Source organism: Streptomyces sp. H51, assembly GCF_035656535.1.
Classification (GTDB): domain Bacteria; phylum Actinomycetota; class Actinomycetes; order Streptomycetales; family Streptomycetaceae; genus Streptomyces.
In genome coordinates, this window is the sequence record NZ_JAYMHD010000049.1 from 110,558 (window position 1) to 128,101 (window position 17,544).

At 70.8% G+C, this 17,544-nt stretch carries 13 protein-coding genes; 12 read left to right on the forward strand and 1 reads right to left on the reverse strand.

The features are described from left to right. Positions 1-61: 61 nt before the first annotated feature. Positions 62-2,068 (forward strand): transcription termination factor Rho, encoded by a 2,007-nt coding sequence (gene rho / locus VKA29_RS15690; RefSeq protein WP_324786193.1) that lies wholly within the window; start codon positions 62-64, stop codon positions 2,066-2,068. 172 nt (positions 2,069-2,240) lie between these two features. Here rho and VKA29_RS15695 read toward each other — a convergent pair whose 3' ends face one another. Next, a complete protein-coding gene (locus VKA29_RS15695; RefSeq protein WP_324786194.1) occupies positions 2,241-2,927 on the reverse strand; it encodes a hypothetical protein in 687 nt (228 codons plus the stop codon). Positions 2,928-3,130: 203 nt separating this feature from the next. Here VKA29_RS15695 and VKA29_RS15700 point away from each other — a divergent pair, with 203 nt between their 5' ends. From VKA29_RS15700 to VKA29_RS15750, 11 genes are all read left to right on the forward strand, one after another. Next, on the forward strand, positions 3,131-4,744 hold the full coding sequence (locus VKA29_RS15700) for a phospholipase A2 (RefSeq protein WP_324786195.1): 1,614 nt from the start codon (positions 3,131-3,133) through the stop codon (positions 4,742-4,744). Between the two features lie 149 nt (positions 4,745-4,893). Further along, entirely contained in the window at positions 4,894-7,692 is a 2,799-nt protein-coding gene (locus tag VKA29_RS15705) for a S8 family peptidase (RefSeq protein WP_324786196.1), read from the forward strand. A gap of 201 nt (positions 7,693-7,893) precedes the next feature. After that, a complete protein-coding gene (locus VKA29_RS15710) occupies positions 7,894-9,045 on the forward strand; it encodes an LCP family protein (protein ID WP_324786198.1) in 1,152 nt (383 codons plus the stop codon). A 266-nt stretch (positions 9,046-9,311) separates the two neighbouring features. Further along, positions 9,312-9,536 (forward strand): 50S ribosomal protein L31, encoded by a 225-nt coding sequence (gene rpmE / locus VKA29_RS15715; RefSeq protein WP_324786199.1) that lies wholly within the window; start codon positions 9,312-9,314, stop codon positions 9,534-9,536. Positions 9,537-9,642: 106 nt separating this feature from the next. Next, a complete protein-coding gene (prfA, locus tag VKA29_RS15720) occupies positions 9,643-10,710 on the forward strand; it encodes a peptide chain release factor 1 (RefSeq protein WP_324786200.1) in 1,068 nt (355 codons plus the stop codon). A gap of 114 nt (positions 10,711-10,824) precedes the next feature. Then, on the forward strand, positions 10,825-11,670 hold the full coding sequence (prmC, locus tag VKA29_RS15725; RefSeq protein ID WP_324786201.1) for a peptide chain release factor N(5)-glutamine methyltransferase: 846 nt from the start codon (positions 10,825-10,827) through the stop codon (positions 11,668-11,670). Positions 11,671-11,731: 61 nt separating this feature from the next. Further along, entirely contained in the window at positions 11,732-12,379 is a 648-nt protein-coding gene (locus VKA29_RS15730; RefSeq protein WP_324786202.1) for an L-threonylcarbamoyladenylate synthase, read from the forward strand. After that, positions 12,376-13,056 carry a protein-tyrosine-phosphatase gene (locus tag VKA29_RS15735; RefSeq protein ID WP_324786204.1) on the forward strand — a complete coding sequence of 227 codons (681 nt, stop codon included), beginning with the start codon at positions 12,376-12,378 and terminating at the stop codon, positions 13,054-13,056. The genes VKA29_RS15730 and VKA29_RS15735 overlap by 4 nt, the downstream gene beginning before the upstream one ends. Before the next feature lie 851 nt (positions 13,057-13,907). Then, complete coding sequence (gene glyA, locus VKA29_RS15740; protein ID WP_324786205.1) at positions 13,908-15,146, forward strand: serine hydroxymethyltransferase; 1,239 nt, start codon at positions 13,908-13,910, stop codon at positions 15,144-15,146. Between the two features lie 186 nt (positions 15,147-15,332). Continuing rightward, positions 15,333-16,655, forward strand: coding sequence for an MraY family glycosyltransferase (locus VKA29_RS15745; RefSeq protein ID WP_324786206.1), 1,323 nt, complete (start codon positions 15,333-15,335; stop codon positions 16,653-16,655). 302 nt (positions 16,656-16,957) lie between these two features. Beyond that, the gene (locus tag VKA29_RS15750; protein ID WP_324786278.1) at positions 16,958-17,371 is read left to right on the forward strand and encodes a hypothetical protein; all 414 of its coding nucleotides are present in this window, start codon (positions 16,958-16,960) and stop codon (positions 17,369-17,371) included. Positions 17,372-17,544 lie beyond the last annotated feature (173 nt).

Below are 17,544 nucleotides of genomic sequence, written 5' to 3' on the forward strand. Positions count from 1 at the left end.
GGACAGCACAACCGGTCGCCGAGCCAGACAGGCCGACGTCCGCTCCAGGGAAGGACCCTTCGTGAGCGACACCACCGATCTGATGGGCGCACGTGTCGAGGAGACCGCTGCCGCGCCCGCCACGGACGCCTCCGCGCCTGCCAGCGGTGCCGGCTCCCGGCGGCGCCGCGGTACCGGCCTCGAGGGCATGGTGCTGGCCGAGCTGCAGCAGGTCGCCTCTGGCCTCGGAATCAGGGGCACCGCGCGCATGCGCAAGAGCCAGCTGATCGAGGTCATCAAGGAAGCGCAGGCCGGGGGAGGTGCTGCCGCCCCGGCGAAGACCGAGGCCGCCACCGAGACCAAGCCCAAGCGCCGCGCCACCTCCCGGACCCGTACGGGTGAGGAAGCCGCAGCCCCGGCCAAGGCGGAGAAGGCCGCCGAGGCCCCCGCCGAGAAGGCCCTGGCCCAGCAGCAGATCGAGATCCCCGGCCAGCCGGCCGGCGCCGAGGCCCCCGCCGAGCGCCGTCGTCGCCGCGCCACCGCCGAGGCCGGCGCCCCGACGGGCGCCGAGACCGTCGCCGCGGAGGCCAAGAGCGAGCCGAAGGCCGAGACCCCGGCCCAGGCGCAGCAGCAGGGCGAGGCCAAGGGCGACGCCGCTGACGGCGCAGAGGGCCGCCGCCGCGACCGCCGTGACCGCGGCCGGGACCGTGACCGCGGCGAGCGTGGTGACCGCGGCGAGCGCGGTGACCGCCGTAAGAGTGACGACCAGCAGGGCGGGCAGCGCCAGCAGCAGGGCCAGCAGCCGGGCGGCGGACGCCAGGACCGCGGCGGCGCGGGCCCGCAGGACGACGACGACTTCGAGGGCGGGCGTCGCGGGCGTCGCGGCCGCTACCGCGACCGCCGGGGCCGTCGCGGCCGTGACGAGATCGCCGAGCCGCAGCTCGCCGAGGACGACGTCCTGATCCCGGTCGCGGGCATCCTGGACATCCTCGACAACTACGCCTTCATCCGCACCTCCGGCTACCTGCCCGGCCCGAACGACGTGTACGTCTCCCTCGCCCAGGTCCGCAAGAACGGCCTGCGCAAGGGCGACCACGTCACCGGCGCGGTCCGCCAGCCCAAGGAAGGCGAGCGGCGCGAGAAGTTCAACGCGCTGGTCCGCCTCGACTCCGTCAACGGCATGGCGCCCGAACACGGTCGCGGCCGCCCGGAGTTCAACAAGCTGACCCCGCTCTACCCGCAGGACCGGCTCCGCCTGGAGACCGACCCGGGCGTGCTGACCACCCGGATCATCGACCTCGTGTCGCCGATCGGCAAGGGCCAGCGCGGTCTGATCGTGGCCCCGCCGAAGACCGGCAAGACCATGATCATGCAGGCGGTCGCCAACGCGATCACGCACAACAACCCCGAGTGCCACCTGATGGTCGTCCTCGTCGACGAGCGTCCGGAAGAGGTCACCGACATGCAGCGGTCGGTCAAGGGCGAGGTCATCTCCTCGACCTTCGACCGCCCGGCCGAGGACCACACCACGGTCGCCGAGCTCGCCATCGAGCGTGCCAAGCGCCTGGTGGAGCTGGGTCACGACGTGGTCGTACTGCTCGACTCGATCACCCGTCTGGGCCGTGCGTACAACCTCGCGGCGCCCGCCTCCGGCCGCATCCTGTCCGGTGGTGTCGACTCCACCGCGCTGTACCCGCCGAAGCGCTTCTTCGGTGCGGCCCGCAACATCGAGGACGGCGGTTCGCTGACCATCCTCGCCACCGCCCTGGTGGACACCGGGTCCCGCATGGACGAGGTGATCTTCGAGGAGTTCAAGGGCACCGGCAACATGGAGCTCAAGCTCGACCGGAAGCTCGCCGACAAGCGCATCTTCCCGGCCGTCGACGTCGACGCCTCCGGCACCCGCAAGGAGGAGATCCTGCTCGGCAACGAGGAGCTCGCCGTCGTCTGGAAGCTGCGCCGGGTGCTGCACGCGCTCGACCAGCAGCAGGCGATCGAACTGCTCCTCGACAAGATGAAGCAGACCAAGTCGAACATCGAGTTCCTGATGCAGATCCAGAAGACCACGCCGACGCCGGGCAACGACTGACACAGCGCCGTATGCCGTGGCAAGGGCCGCTCCCATGACTGGGGGCGGCCCTTCGCGCTGCGTGTCCGGTGTTTCTGGGCGGCCAGGCGATTATGCGCCAACCCGGCGATGCGATTGAGACGGCACAGGTTCCCCGGCTATTGGTGATCCCGGTCACATGGAACCGGGGTCTTCACTTACGCTTTGCTGGGGTGAAGGGGCCGGTCGCGGAAGCCGCGTACGCCGTGACGACGGACTTCGTGCCGGTCACCGAGCCGTCCAGGCACAGTGAGCCTCCCATCACCCGCAGGTCGACGAAGAACCGCGTGGTCGCGCCGGACCGTCGGAGGCCGTGGATCCGCTCGTTGATGTAGCCGAGATCGTTCAGAACCCTCCTGACCTGGGCGGGTGTCGGGTCCGCCAGGTCGTCGAGCGCCTTGGTGATGCGCTCGGAATGGAGGCGGCCCTCGCACTTCTCGATCGCGTTCAGCTTCACCTCCGGCGGCGTCGTGGAGGCGTCCGAGGTCGGCTCGGTGTCGCCGGGCGGGGACTCGTCGACGGGCAGCGGCTCCACCGGGGCGGTCGGCGGCTTCTCGTCCTCGTCGGTGGGTTCCGGTTCGGACGGGGGGTCCGGTGTGCACGGCTGCCCGACCTCGTTGAGCATGTCCATGAAGGCAACCTGCTGGTCCGGGGTGGGCGGCTTGCCGGCCGAAGCGGTGTCGACGGTGTCGGCGGGCGTCTTCCGGGCACCGCCGGCGGACGTCTCCTCGGTGCCGCAGGCGGCGAGCGCCAGCGCGGCGAGGGCGGCCATCGCGAAGGTGAGCCCCGGGCGGCGCGGAGAGCGGTCAACTCCGCGGTGACGGGCGGGAATTCGTGGCATGGAAACAGTCTCCGGGCGGGCCGGCCGGTGCACATGAGTACGCGTACTCAGGGCCTGTCCCGCGCACCCGAGGGCATCGGCGGTCCTTCACCCACGCAAATAAGTGGATCTTGTGATTCCCTTTGGGCGATCTTGTGGGCGTACTGATCAGCTCTTTATGGTCTGCTGGCGATCAAGCGAGTTGATCTATACGAGGGGGCTTTGTGCGCAAGGCAGTCGTGCCCGTCATCACCGTACTCTCTCTGTCCTTATTCGCTCCGCTGCAGCCCGCGGCCGCAGCCACCGTCGATCCGCCACTGGCCACGGGCGAGATCCAGCAGATAGGCCCCGGCCTGTACCTGTCCGAGAGCCAGTCCTTCGAGATCGCCGAGGGCGACGTGTCCGTCGGCGCCGTCGGCCGCAGGCACAGCGTCGTCGCCCAGGCGGGCACGGTCGCGCAGCCGGAATCGGCACCGGCGTCCCGCGCCGACATGGGTGCCTTCGGCCCCGGCTGGGAAGCGGAATTCCTCGGCGGCACGCTCAACCGCAAGCTGGAACAGCAGGGCAGCGACATCGTGGTCACCGACCTCGGCGTTGACGAATCGTTCCACTACGGCCTGACCAGCAGCATCGCCTATCCGAGCGGTGGCGGCGTCAACAAGTACGAGACCACCGACGGCTCCAAGATCACCGAGACCACGAAGTGGGACACCTCGGCCGGAGCCATGGTCACCACCATCGTCGAGAGCCTCGGCGCGGACCTGTCCGCGACGGAGGCCGGGGACGACACGTTCACCGACGCCAACGGCAACCCGGTGCCGGCCGTCGACCTCAAGCCCACCTACACGTGGAAGCAGGCGGCCCCCGGCATCGACAAGTGGCGGGTCACCGTCGTGGGCAGCACGTCCAACGGCACCTCCACGGTCGGCTACGACAGCCAGGGGCGCGTGTCCACGATCACCGAGCCGGCCGCAGGGGAGACCCCGCAGCAGTCGCTGACGGTCACCTACGCGTCGAACACGACGGCCTCCGGGACATCGTTCGGTGACTACCAGGGGCGTGCCAAGGAGATCACCGTCACCACCGGCTCCACCACGCAGACGGTCGCCCGGTACGCCTACGACGCCTCGGGTCTGCTGCGGACCATGACCAACCCCGTCGAGGGCACGGAGCCGGTGGCGTCGTACTCCTACGACACGACCGGCCGCGTCTCCGCGATCAGCTCCGCGGTCAACGGCGCCTGGGACCTCACCTTCCCGGCGGAGTCGGCCGCCCCGAACGTCGAGGAGACGGGCCTGGCGCGCCCGGCCTCGCAGTCCGAGTTCCAGGGCGCGGCCGGAATCAACGACCCGAACGCCTCCGGCCCGCCCGCCACCGACTTCACCACCGGTGAGATCTCCGACCCGCAGGCGTACCCCCGCCACTGCAACACCGCCACGTCCTGGCTGTGGTACACGAAGAGCGGCTGCGCCGCGTGGGTCGCGCACTACGGCTGGCACGCTCCGTACTGGAAGCAGCTGCCCAGCGGCTACTACGTGGTCGGCATCAACCACGACCACTGCACGAACGCTCCGGACAAGCCGTCCGGCTACAACTTCAAGTCCGCCTGCGACATGCACGACTACGGGTACGGCCTGATCGGCAACACCTACAAGGGCTACAAGTACTACCTCGACCGCAGCAAGAAGCCGAACGTGGACTACGCCTTCCACACCACGCTGCGCGACTACACCTGCTCGGCCTACCGGTTCAAGAGCCTGTGCCGCAGCATCGCGTACACGTACCTCAAGGCCGTCCAGAAGTACGGCAACCCGAAGAACGGCGCCAACGCCACCTGATCCGCGGCACCGCCTTCTGACGGATCACGCCCACGAGCGGCCTGGCCGGGCGGCGGAACCTTTCGCCGTCCGGCCTCCTCGCGCTCGGCTCCTTTCCCCGCCACACGCATCAGCGGGCTCAGCCATGCCCGCTTCCCACCGGAGCTTCTGTGAAAAGACCTCTATGGACCACGGTCGTCACCGCGGTGATGGCCGTGACTCTCGGCGCCGTTCCGGCCCAGGCCGCGGTACCGCACAGCGCGATCGCGGCGGCGACGACCGGCGATCCGGTCGATCCGCCGCTGTACGACGCGACTTCCGCCGGCGGCACCGTCCGCGTCAACGTCGTCACCGCGAACCGCACGGACCTGTCCGCCGCCGCATCGGCCGGTGAGACGGTGCAGTCGTTCGAGACCATGCCGGTCGTCACCCTCAAGGTCGGCCGGAGCGGGCTGGACCAGCTGGCCGCCCAGCCCGGCGTGGTCAGCGTCACCGAGGACGTACCGGTGCCGCCGTCGCTGGACGAGAGCGTCCCGATCATCGGCGCCGACCAGGCCTCCGCCCAGGGCATGACCGGAGCGGGCAGCGTGGTGGCCGTCCTGGACACCGGGGTCGCGACCCACCACCCGTTCCTCAAGGACCGGGTCATCTCCGAGGCGTGCTTCTCGCCGATCGACCCCGACCTCACCGCCACCAGCCTGTGCCCCGACGGGACCGCCCATCAGGAGGGGACGGGCACGGCCGACTCCGGTACCGGCCCCTGCGCGACCATCGCCGAGTGCGACCACGGGACCCACGTGGCAGGCATCGTCGCCGGCAACGGCGAAGGCATCACCGGGGCCCCCAAGCGCGGTGTCGCCCCCGGCGCGAACATCATCGCCCTCCAGGTGTTCAGCAAGTTCGACTCCGAGGACGTCTGCGGCCCCGGCGCCGCACCGTGCGTGCTCAGCTTCACCAGTGCCCAGCTGTCCGCGCTGGAGAAGGTGCTGCAACTGCGGCAGTCCGGGACACCGGTGGTGGCCGCGAACCTGAGCCTGGGCGCCGGCCGGTACGCCACCGCCTGCGACAACGACGCGCGCAAGCCGGCCATCGACAACCTGCTCGCCGCCGGCGTCGCCACCGTGGTCGCGGCCGGCAACAACGGGTACAGCGACGCGGTGAGCGCCCCCGGCTGCGTGGCGTCCGCGATCACGGTCGGTGCCACCACCGACGACGACCAGCTGGCCGCGTTCACCAACCGGGGCCCGCTGCTGGACCTCCTCGCCCCCGGTACCGGCATCATCTCCTCGGTTCCGGGCGACGGGTACGCCTCCAAGAACGGCACCTCCATGGCCGCGCCGCACGTGGCCGGTGCCCTCGCGATCCTGCGGCAGGCGTTCCCCGACGAGAGCATCGCGAGCCTGGAGTCGCGGCTCAAGACCAGCGGGAAGACCATCACCTACACGGGCGCCGACACGCCTCGCATCGACGTCGCCCAGGCGCTCGGCGCGGTCGTTCAGCCGCTCGCCGTCGGCAACGACTTCAACTGCGACAAGAAGGAGGACATCGCCGTCGCCGACCCCGAGGCGACGGTCGGCGGTGACGCCAAGGCCGGCCTCGTGCGGGTCGTCTACGGCGGTGGCAAGGGCACGTCCGAGCTGAACCAGGACCTCGCCTCGGTGCCCGGCGACGCCGAGGCGAACGACTACTTCGGTGACTCCCTCGCCGCCGTCGACCACAACGGTGACGGCTGCACCGACCTGGTCGTGGGCACCTCCCGCGAGGACGTCGGCACCGCCACGGACGCCGGCACCGTGGACGTGCTCTACGGGGCCTCCGGCGGCCTCGGTACCGGCAAGGCGGCACTCCACTTCGAACAGGGCACGGGCGCGGAAGCCGTCCTCGCCGCGTCCTCGGAATCCGGGGACCGCATGGGCGCCGCCGTCGCGGCCGGCCTCACGCTCGACCAGGAGCCGTACCTGGTCATCGGAGTCCCCGGTGAGGACATCGACGGCAAGACGGACACCGGTGCCGTCTTCTATCTGCGCGGCAGCGTCAACCGGACGCTGGTCCAGGGCAGTTCGGGAGTGGCGGGCACTCTGGAGGCGGGCGACAAGTTCGGTTCCTCGGTGGCCGGGAGCCCCGAGTACGTCGTGGTCGGCATTCCGGGCGAGGGCATCGCGGACGTGAGTGGATCCGAGGTGATATCGGGGCAGGTCGATGTGATGACGCACGCGCTGAACAGCAGCGGTGTCCCGGCCCATGTGGGATCCGTCGACCAGGCCAGCCCGTACGTGAGCGGTGAGAACGAGGCCGGGGACCAGTTCGGCGCGTCGGTCTCGGCCGCCCAGGCCATGTACAGGAGCGGCTTCCCGTGGCCCATGCGGGCCACGTACATCGCCATCGGAGTTCCGGGCGAGGACCTCACGTACGGAGGAGCGGCCAAGGCCGACGCCGGACGTGCCGTCGTGGTCAGGGTGAACAGGATCATTTCTCCCCCGATCTCGGAGGTCAACAGTGGCTACGACCAGGCTCCCGACGACGTCTCCGGAGCACCCGAGGCCGGTGACCGCCTGGGCGCCCAGGTCACCGTCGTCAACCGGGACCCGGGGTCGACCGTCACCGACGCCACCCTGGTGATGGCCGTCGGCGTGCCGGGCGAGGACATCGGCACGGTCACCGACGCGGGGGCCGTACAGGTCTTCGGCCTGTACAGCGCGCCGGGTGTCACCGACCGGTGGATCGAGGCCGGCAACAACTCCGGAATGCCGGGAACCCCGACCGCCGGGCAGAGCACGGGCACCAGCCTGCACGGCACGCGGGCCAACCTCTACATCGGCATGCCCTACGGACCGGGCGCCTACGGCTGTCTGTACGCGATGCCGTGGGCGAACGTGACCGGAGGCACCGTACAGCCGGTCACCACCTACGCACCGGGCACGGGCGGCCTCCCGGCTGCCGGGCTGCGGTTCGGCATGTCGGCCCGTTGAGTGCCGGGAGTGCCGACTCCCGTTGACGGCATCACGCACTGTGCCCGGCCTCCCCGAGGCCGGGCACAGTGCGTGGCGCAACCTCTTCCCGGGTTTCCCCGTCTGTCTCATTGGGGTGACGATGGTGCGGTACGTGTTGTTTCGACCAGGCCTGTCCCAGGCAGCAAGGGGTAACCGACCGGAGGAGACGCGAGGAGAACATTGACCGCCGAGAGGACGCCGGAGTCCGGCATAACGGACAAGAATGCCACGAACGGCCCACACCGCCGCGCCGGCCGCCGCGCCGGGGGCCGCGCCGGGGGCCGCAAGCCACGCAGCGAGCACCGCAGAGCACTGATCCTGGTGGCCTGGACCGCTGTGGGCATCGCCGTGCTCGGCGGCACCGGAGCCGGCTACGTGTACTTCAGACTCAATGGCAACATCAAGAGCGTCGACATCGACCGGGCCCTGGGCACCGCCCGGCCCCCGAAGGCCGACAACGGCTCGGAGAACATCCTCGTCCTCGGCTCGGACACCCGCTCCGGCCGGAACCGGAAGCTCGGCGGCGGCTCGGACGACGGCAGCGCCCGCTCCGACACCGCGATGGTCGTGCACGTCCGCAAGGGCCACCGGAAGGCCGACGTGGTCTCCATCCCGCGCGACACCCTCATCGACCGCCCCGAATGCACCGACACCGAGGGCGTCACGCACGGCGCCGCCTCCGGTGTGATGTTCAACTCCGCGTACTCCACCGGGGGCGCCGCCTGCGCGGTCAAGACCGTGGAGTCCCTCACCGGCATCCGGATGGACCACTACCTGGAGGTGGACTTCGCCGGCTTCGAGAAGCTGATCGATGAACTCGGCGGCGTCCGGGTCACCACCACCAAGGACATAGCGGACTCCGACAGCCACCTCAGGCTGAAGGCCGGCACCCACACCCTCGACGGCGTGCAGGCCCTCGGGCTGGTCCGCACCCGGCACGGCGTCGGCGACGGCTCCGACCTCGGCCGCATCCAGCTCCAGCAGGCCTTCGTCAAGGCGCTCGTCGACCGGGTCGGGGACCTCGGCGTCTTCACCAGCCCGAAGAAGCTGTACGACCTCGCCGACACCGCCACCAGCGCGCTCACCGCGGACTCCGACCTCGGATCGGTCGACAGGCTGATGTCCTTCGCGAGCGGCATGAAGGGCATCACCTCGCGGAACATGCACATGGTCATGCTGCCGGTGCGCTACGACGCCGCGAACCCCAACCGCGTGATCGTCGAGCAGGCCAAGGCCCAGCAGGTCTGGGACGCCCTGAAGAACGACGGGACGATCCCGGCGAGCGCCACCACGGGCACGGCCACCGGCGAGGCCGGCGGTGTCGTCAGCTGACGGCGCCCCCGGGCGGAACGACCACCACCCGGCCGCGAACCGGACGCACCCCGGCCGGGAACCGCACGCATCCCGGCCGCGCATCGGCCGCGAATCGCACGCACCCCGGCCGCGCATCGGCCGCGAATCGCACGCGGAATAGAACGGCCCACCCCCCGGTTTTGGGGGATGGCGCCAGTCCTGGCAGACTGGTACGTCGGCTCCGGTTCACGCCTGTCGCATCCCGCGGCGGCGACCCGGCGCCCTCCCGAAACCTAGGAGACACCTTGAAGCGCGACATCCACCCCACATACGTCGAGACGCAGGTCAGCTGCACCTGCGGCGCGTCGTTCACCACCCGCAGCACCATCGAGTCCGGCACCATCCGGGCCGAGGTCTGCTCCGAGTGCCACCCGTTCTACACGGGCAAGCAGAAGATCCTCGACACCGGTGGCCGTGTGGCCCGCTTCGAGGCCCGCTTCGGCAAGGCTGCCGCCGGCTCCAAGAAGTAGCGAGCCCCATTCCGCCGGTCCACGGCCGTGCCCCTGCCCAGGGGCGGCCTGGACCGGCGTTTTTGGTCGCCCGCCTTCCCCTTCCGAGCAGTATCAGGAGCCCAAGATGTTCGAGGCCGTCGAGGAACTCATCGGTGAGCACGCCGACCTGGAGAAGAAGCTCGCCGACCCGTCGGTCCACGCCGACCAGGCCAACGCGCGCAAGCTGAACAAGCGCTACGCCGAGCTCACCCCGATCGTCGCCGCGTACCGCTCCTGGAAGCAGACCGGCGACGACATGGAGACCGCGCGCGAGTTCGCCGCGGACGACCCCGACTTCGCGGCCGAGGTCAAGGAGCTGGAGAAGCAGCGCGAGGAGCTGACCGAGAAGCTGCGTCTGCTGCTCGTCCCGCGCGACCCCAGCGACGACAAGGACGTCATCCTCGAGATCAAGGCGGGCGCGGGCGGCGACGAGTCCGCCCTGTTCGCCGGCGACCTGCTGCGCATGTACCTGCGCTACGCCGAGCGGGTCGGCTGGAAGACCGAGATCATCGACGCCACCGAGTCCGAGCTGGGCGGCTACAAGGACGTCCAGGTCGCCGTGAAGACCCGCGGCCAGAGCGAGCCCGGCCAGGGCGTGTGGGCCCGCCTGAAGTACGAGGGCGGGGTGCACCGCGTGCAGCGCGTCCCGGCGACCGAGTCCCAGGGCCGTATCCACACCTCCGCGGCCGGTGTCCTGGTCACCCCGGAGGCCGAGGAGGTGGACGTGGAGATCAACCCCAACGACCTCCGCATCGACGTCTACCGCTCCTCCGGCCCGGGCGGCCAGTCCGTCAACACCACCGACTCCGCCGTGCGCATCACGCACATCCCCACCGGAGTCGTCGCCTCCTGCCAGAACGAGAAGAGCCAGCTGCAGAACAAGGAGCAGGCGATGCGTATCCTGCGCTCCAGGCTGCTCGCAGCGGCGCAGGAGGAAGCGGAGAAGGAGGCCGCCGACGCCCGCCGCAGCCAGGTCCGCACCGTCGACCGCTCCGAGAAGATCCGCACCTACAACTTCCCGGAGAACCGCATCTCGGACCACCGCGTCGGCTTCAAGGCGTACAACCTGGACCAGGTCCTGGACGGCGACCTCGACGCGGTGATCCAGGCCTGCGTCGACGCGGACTCGGCGGCGAAGCTCGCGGCCGCCTAGCCCCACGCACGCACGGGCGCCGGACGCGACAGGCGCACCGACGCAGGCGCACAGGACGCACTAGACGCACGAGACGCACGAGACGCACGGACGAGTACGACACGGAGGACTTGCGTGAACCTGCTGCTCGCGGAGGTGGCACAGGCCACCCAGCGGCTGGCCGACGCCGGCGTGCCCTCGCCGCGCAACGACGCGGAGGAGCTCGCCGCGTTCGTGCACGGCGTGAAGCGGGGCGAGCTGCACTCCGTCAAGGACTCGGACTTCGACGCCCGCTACTGGGAGGTCATCGCCCGGCGCGAACAGCGCGAGCCGCTGCAGCACATCACCGGGCGGGCCTACTTCCGCTACCTCGAACTCCACGTCGGCCCAGGCGTGTTCGTGCCGCGGCCGGAGACGGAGTCGGTGGTCGGCTGGGCGATAGACGCCGTCCGCGCGATGGACGTCGTGGAGCCCTGCATCGTCGACCTGTGCACGGGCTCCGGCGCCATCGCGCTCGCCCTCGCCCAGGAGGTGCCGCGCTCGCGCGTGCACGCCGTGGAGCTGTCGGAGGACGCCCTGCGGTGGACCCGCAAGAACATGGAGGGCTCCCGCGTCGACCTGCGCCAGGGCGACGCGCTGACCGCCTTCCACGACCTCGACGGCCAGGTCGACCTGGTCATCTCCAACCCGCCCTACATCCCGCTGACCGAATGGGAGTACGTCGCTCCCGAGGCGCGCGACTACGACCCGGAACTCGCCCTGTTCTCCGGGGAGGACGGCCTGGACCTGATCCGCGGCCTGGAGCGCACCGCGCACCGGCTGCTGCGCCCCGGCGGCGTCGTCGTCGTGGAGCACGCGGACACCCAGGGCGGCCAGGTGCCGTGGATCTTCACCGAGGAACGCGGCTGGGCCGACGCGGCCGACCACCCCGACCTCAACAACCGCCCGCGGTTCGCCACCGCGCGTAAGGCGCTGCCGTGAGCACCCCCGACACTTCGATCCCGCAGTACGTGTACTTCGTGTACGAGGAGGCCCGCTAGATATGGCACGGCGATACGACACCAACGACGCGACCGACCGCACGACCGGTCTGCGTGAGGCCGCGTCCGCCGTCCGCCGTGGCGAGCTCGTGGTACTGCCCACGGACACGGTGTACGGCATCGGCGCCGACGCGTTCTCCTCGGAGGCGGTGGCGGACCTGCTGGCGGCCAAGGGCCGGGGCCGCAACATGCCCACGCCCGTGCTGATCGGCTCCCCGAACACCCTCCACGGTCTCGTCACCGACTTCTCCGAGCTGGCCTGGGAACTGGTCGACGCCTTCTGGCCGGGCGCCCTCACGCTCGTCGCCAAGCACCAGCCGTCCCTGCAGTGGGACCTCGGCGACACCCGGGGCACCGTCGCCGTGCGCATGCCGCTGCACCCGGTCGCCATCGAACTGCTCACCGAGGTCGGCCCCATGGCGGTGTCCTCGGCGAACCTGACCGGCCACCCGGCGCCGGAGAACTGCGACGCGGCCCAGGAGATGCTCGGCGACTCGGTCTCCGTGTACCTGGACGGCGGCCCCACCCCGGGCAACGTCCCGTCCTCCATCGTCGACGTCAGCGGCCGGGTGCCGGTGCTGCTGCGCGAGGGCGCCCTGTCGGCCGACGAGCTGCGGAAGGTCGTACCCGACCTCGAGGTGGCGAATTGACGTCCCCCGACGCGGGGCGTGGCATAGGCAACGGGGAAAGCCCGGCGGAGATCACGACGACGTTCGTGGGGCTTCCGCGCGACAGCTTCCGGATCCTCCACGTCAGCACCGGCAACGTGTGCCGCTCACCCATCACCGAGCGGCTGACCCGGCATTACGTCAGCCAGCGGCTCGGCATCCTGGGCCGCGCGCTGATCGTGGAGAGCGCCGGCACCTGGGGCCACGAGGGCGCGCCCATGGAGGCCAACGCGGAGCAGGTCCTCGCCGACTTCGGCGCGGACCCCTCCGGCTTCGTCGGCCGGGAACTCCTCGACGAGCACGTGATCATGGCCGATCTGGTGCTGACCGCTACCCGCGACCACCGTGCCCAGGTCATCTCCATGGGCCACTCGGCGGGCCTGCGCACCTTCACGCTGAAGGAGTTCACCCGCCTGGTGAAGGCGATAGACCCGGCCACCCTGCCCCCGCTGGAGGACGGCGTGGTGGCGCGCGCGCGTGCCCTGGTCCGCGCGGCCGCCGCGCTGCGCGGGTGGCTCCTGGCCCCGACGGCCGAGGCGGACGAGGTCTACGACCCCTACGGCGCCCCGCTGCCCTTCTTCCGCTCCGTCGGCGACGAGATACACCAGGCACTGGACCCGGTGGTGACGGCCCTCACGGGAGTCCCGGCCCGCATGTGACCCACACCGCCACGCACGCCGCGCGGCCCCGCCCCCACCCCCCGAACCCCGACACCCCGGCCCCACCCGGTGCCCGAGCCCCCCAGGAACCGGCCTGGTGGCCTGGCGGCCTTCGGCCTTCCGGCCTGGTGGCCTTCCGGCCTTCCGGCCTTCCGGCCTGGTGGCCTTCCGGCCTTCCGGCCTTCCGGCCTGGTGGCCTTCCGGCCTTCCGGCCTGGTGGCCTTCCGGCCTTCCGGCCTTCCGGCCTGGTGGCCTTCCGGCCTTCCGGCCTGGTGGCCTTCCGGCCTTCCGGCCTGGTGGCCTTCCGGCCTTCCGGCCTTCCGGCCTTCCGGCCTTCCGGCCTTCCGGCCTTCCGGCCTTCCGGCCTTCCGGCCTTCCGGCCTTCCGGCCTTCCGGCCTTCCGGCCTTCCGGCCTTCCGGCCTGCGGCCTTCCGGCCTGCGGCCTGCGGCCTGCGGCCTTCCGGCCTGCGGCCTGGCGGCCTTCCGACCTACGGCCCGGCGGCCCCGGTGGCCGAGGTCCGCGACGCGAGTGTGTGGACGGCCGGAGTCCGCCGCAGAGGTTGGAGGCGCCGGAGGCCTGCCGGGGCTGGATGGACAGGACCGGCTGCACAGGCCGGCTGGAGGCGCGGTGTGCCGTGTGCCTCTACCGGGCGCGGGCGCGGGCGCGTGTCGCTGGCATGTGCGCGGTCATCGGCGCGGGCGCGGGCGTGAGAGGGCCGGGTGGGGGACGGGAGGGCCGGGTGGGTGTCAAGGGGCTGGTCGGCCACCCGGGAGGACGTCGCGGCCGGGCGCACCGGCGGTGCCGGGCCTACATTGGTCCTACGTCACCGTCGACGCCCCCGGAGCCCACCATGCCGGTCACCCCCACGCGCGAGGCCGATGTCCTGCGGCGGCAGGACCCGGAACTGGCCGACATCCTGTTCGGCGAGCTCGACCGGCAGTCCACGACGCTCCAGCTGATCGCCGCCGAGAACTTCACCTCGCCCGCCGTGCTGGCCGCGCTCGGCTCGCCGCTGGCCAACAAGTACGCCGAGGGCTACCCCGGCGCCCGCCACCACGGCGGCTGCGAGATCGTCGACGTCGCCGAGCGCCTCGCCGTGGAGCGGGCCAAGGAACTGTTCGGTGCCGAGCACGCCAACGTGCAGCCGCACTCCGGCTCGTCGGCCGTCCTGGCCGCCTACGCGGCGCTGCTGCGCCCCGGGGACACCGTCCTCGCCCTCGGCCTGCCCTACGGCGGCCACCTCACGCACGGCTCGCCCGCGAACTTCTCCGGCCGCTGGTTCGACTTCGTCGGCTACGGCGTGGACGCGGAGACCGGCCTGATCGACCACGACCAGGTGCGCACCCTGGCCCGCACCCGCCGGCCGAAGGCGATCGTGTGCGGGTCGATCGCCTATCCGCGCCACATCGACCACGCCTTCTTCCGCGAGGTCGCCGACGAGGTCGGCGCGTTCCTCATCGCCGACGCCGCCCACCCGATCGGGCTCGTCGCCGGGAAGGCGGCGCCCAGCCCGGTGCCGTACGCCGACATCGTCTGCGCCACCACGCACAAGGTGCTGCGCGGTCCGCGCGGCGGGATGATCCTGTGCGGGGCCGACCTCGCCGAGCGGGTCGACCGGGCCGTCTTCCCCTTCACCCAGGGCGGCGCCCAGATGCACACCATCGCCGCCAAGGCGGTCGCCTTCGGCGAGGCGGCGACACCGGCGTTCGCCGCGTACGCCCATCAGGTGGTCGCCAACGCCCGGGTCCTGGCGGCCCAGCTCGCCGCCGAGGGGCTGGTGGTGACCACCGGCGGCACGGACACCCACCTGATCACCGCCGACCCGGCGCCGCTCGGCGTGGACGGACGCACCGCGCGCGGGCGGCTGGCCGCCGCCGGGATGGTGCTGGACTGCTGCGCGCTGCCGCACGGGGACGGCCGGGGCCTCAGGCTGGGCACGGCAGCGGTGACCACCCAGGGCATGGGCCAGGGGGAGATGGCGTTCATCGCCGGTCTGCTGGCCGGCGTGCTGCGCGGCGAGGTGGAGAGCCAGAAGGCGCGTGAGGAGGTGCGCGAGCTGGCCGGTAGATTTCCGCCGTACTCCGGCTGAGCGGGGACAGCCGCACCGGCGTGCACAGGGGTCCGCGCACCGGCGTGCACATGAGGTGTGACCGGGGCGCGACCCGAGGACACAGCCGCACGTGCAACCATCGTCGATACCCGGAAGTCCCCACTGGTATGCGTCCGTCGCTAGGGTGTGGGGCTGTGATGGCCAGCGAGACCTGTGGGGAAGCCCGTGCGTGAATACCTGCTGACGCTCTGCATCACGGCCGCGGTGACGTATCTGCTGACAGGGCCGGTACGGAAGTTCGCGATCGTGGCCGGGGCGATGCCGGAGATCCGGGCACGCGACGTGCACCGTGAACCCACCCCGCGGCTCGGCGGTATCGCGATGTTCTTCGGCCTGTGCGCGGGCCTGCTCGTCGCGGACCACCTGACCAACCTCAGCGAGGTCTTCGAGAAGTCCAACGAACCGCGGGCGCTGCTGTCCGGCGCGGCGCTGATCTGGCTGATCGGCGTGCTGGACGACAAGTTCGAGATCGACGCGCTGATCAAGCTGGGCGGTCAGATGATCGCTGCCGGCGTCATGGTCATGCAAGGTTTGACCATTCTGTGGCTGCCGATCCCGAGTGTCGGTACGGTCGCCCTGACGCAGTGGCAGGGCACCCTCTTGACGGTCGCTCTGGTCGTCATCACCATCAACGCGGTCAACTTCGTGGACGGCCTCGACGGTCTCGCCGCAGGAATGGTGTGCATCGCGGCGGCCGCGTTCTTCATGTACACCTACCGCATCTGGTACTCGTACGGCATCGAGGCCGCCGCTCCCGCGACGCTGTTCGCCACCATTCTCATGGGAATGTGCCTGGGCTTTCTGCCGCACAACATGCACCCCGCGCGCATCTTCATGGGCGACTCGGGGTCGATGCTGATCGGACTCGTACTGGCCGCGGGCGCGATCTCCGTCACGGGGCAGGTCGACCCGGACAACCTGTTCGGGGGCTCCGAGCGCAGCACCGTCCATCAGATGGTGCCGGTGTACATCCCCTTGCTCATGCCGCTGACGATCATCGCGGTGCCGACCGCCGACCTGGTGCTGGCGATCGTGCGGCGCACCTGGCGTGGCCAGTCGCCGTTCGCGGCCGACCGCGGCCACCTGCACCACCGGCTGCTGGAGATCGGCCACTCGCACAGCCGGGCGGTGCTGATCATGTACTTCTGGTCGGCCCTGATCGCCTTCGGCGCCCTGGCGTACTCCGTCAACTCGGCGTCCATGTGGATCGTGCTGAGCGTGGTGATCCTCAGCGCGCTGGGGCTGGTGCTGCTCCTGCTGCCGCGCTTCACCCCGCGGGCGCCGCGCTGGGCGGAGGCCTTCGTGCCGCCGCGCTACCGCCGGCGCAGGGCGGTCGCCGAGGCGGCGTCCACCCCGGCGCACGCGTCCGCGGCCGATGAGGAGCCGCGCCCTCCGGTCGCCGCCGGGACCTCCGGAGTCAACGGGGCGACCGCCGTGAGCCGCCGTTCCCGCTCGCTGGACCGACGTAAGGCCGGGACGTCGGGCTGACGGCCGCAAGGTAAGAATCTGACTAGAGCATTGCCAAGTCGTGGGGGAACGAACCAGCCCAATACCAGACAGATCGGCGCTGTTTCTGCACAGACGCGCAGGGTCACTCTCATGTGTGACAGCAAGCACACCCGCTTGGTAAAGACCGCATCAAATAGTTTGTGATACGGTTCACGAGAACCCCGGACAAAGTCGAAGGACCGCACTGCGACGGCCCCTTGGCAGTGAGGTTCCTTCTCACCCCGGGACTACGCTCGTCCATGACGACACCCCTGCCCCCTGTGAAAAGCGGAGTTGCCGCCATGCCGTCATCTGACGCCCGGAACCTGCTCCAGGCCGCTGTGCCCACAGCCGCCGTCGGCGCGATCGCCGTCGGTGTCAGCGCTGTGGTCGCCGGCGGCAAAGGGGCGATCGGGGCGGTCGTCGCGACGCTGGTCGTGATCCTGTTCATGGGGCTGGGGCTCTACGCTCTGCAGCGCACCGCCAAATCGCTTCCGCACCTGTTCCAGGCCATGGGGCTGATGCTGTACGCCGCCCAGATCCTGCTGCTGTTCGTCTTCATGGCCGTGTTCAAGAACACGACGCTGTTCCACCCCAAAGCGTTCGCGATCACGCTGCTCGTCGGCACGCTCGCGTGGATCGCCGCACAGACACGTGCCCACATGAAGTCGAAGATCCTCTACGTCGAGCCCGAGAAGTCGGGGCATTCGTCGTGAGGGATAGGGCTGGGATAAAGACGTCCGAGGGATCCTGCTATCGTCCGGTGCCAACTGCGGCATCGCGGGCGCGGGCATCCGAGCTGACGCCTGATCGATCGCGAGGCTTGATGCCCCACAGCCGCCACCACATCCGTAACACCAGTCCGGTGCCGAACCGCGGCCTTGCGCCG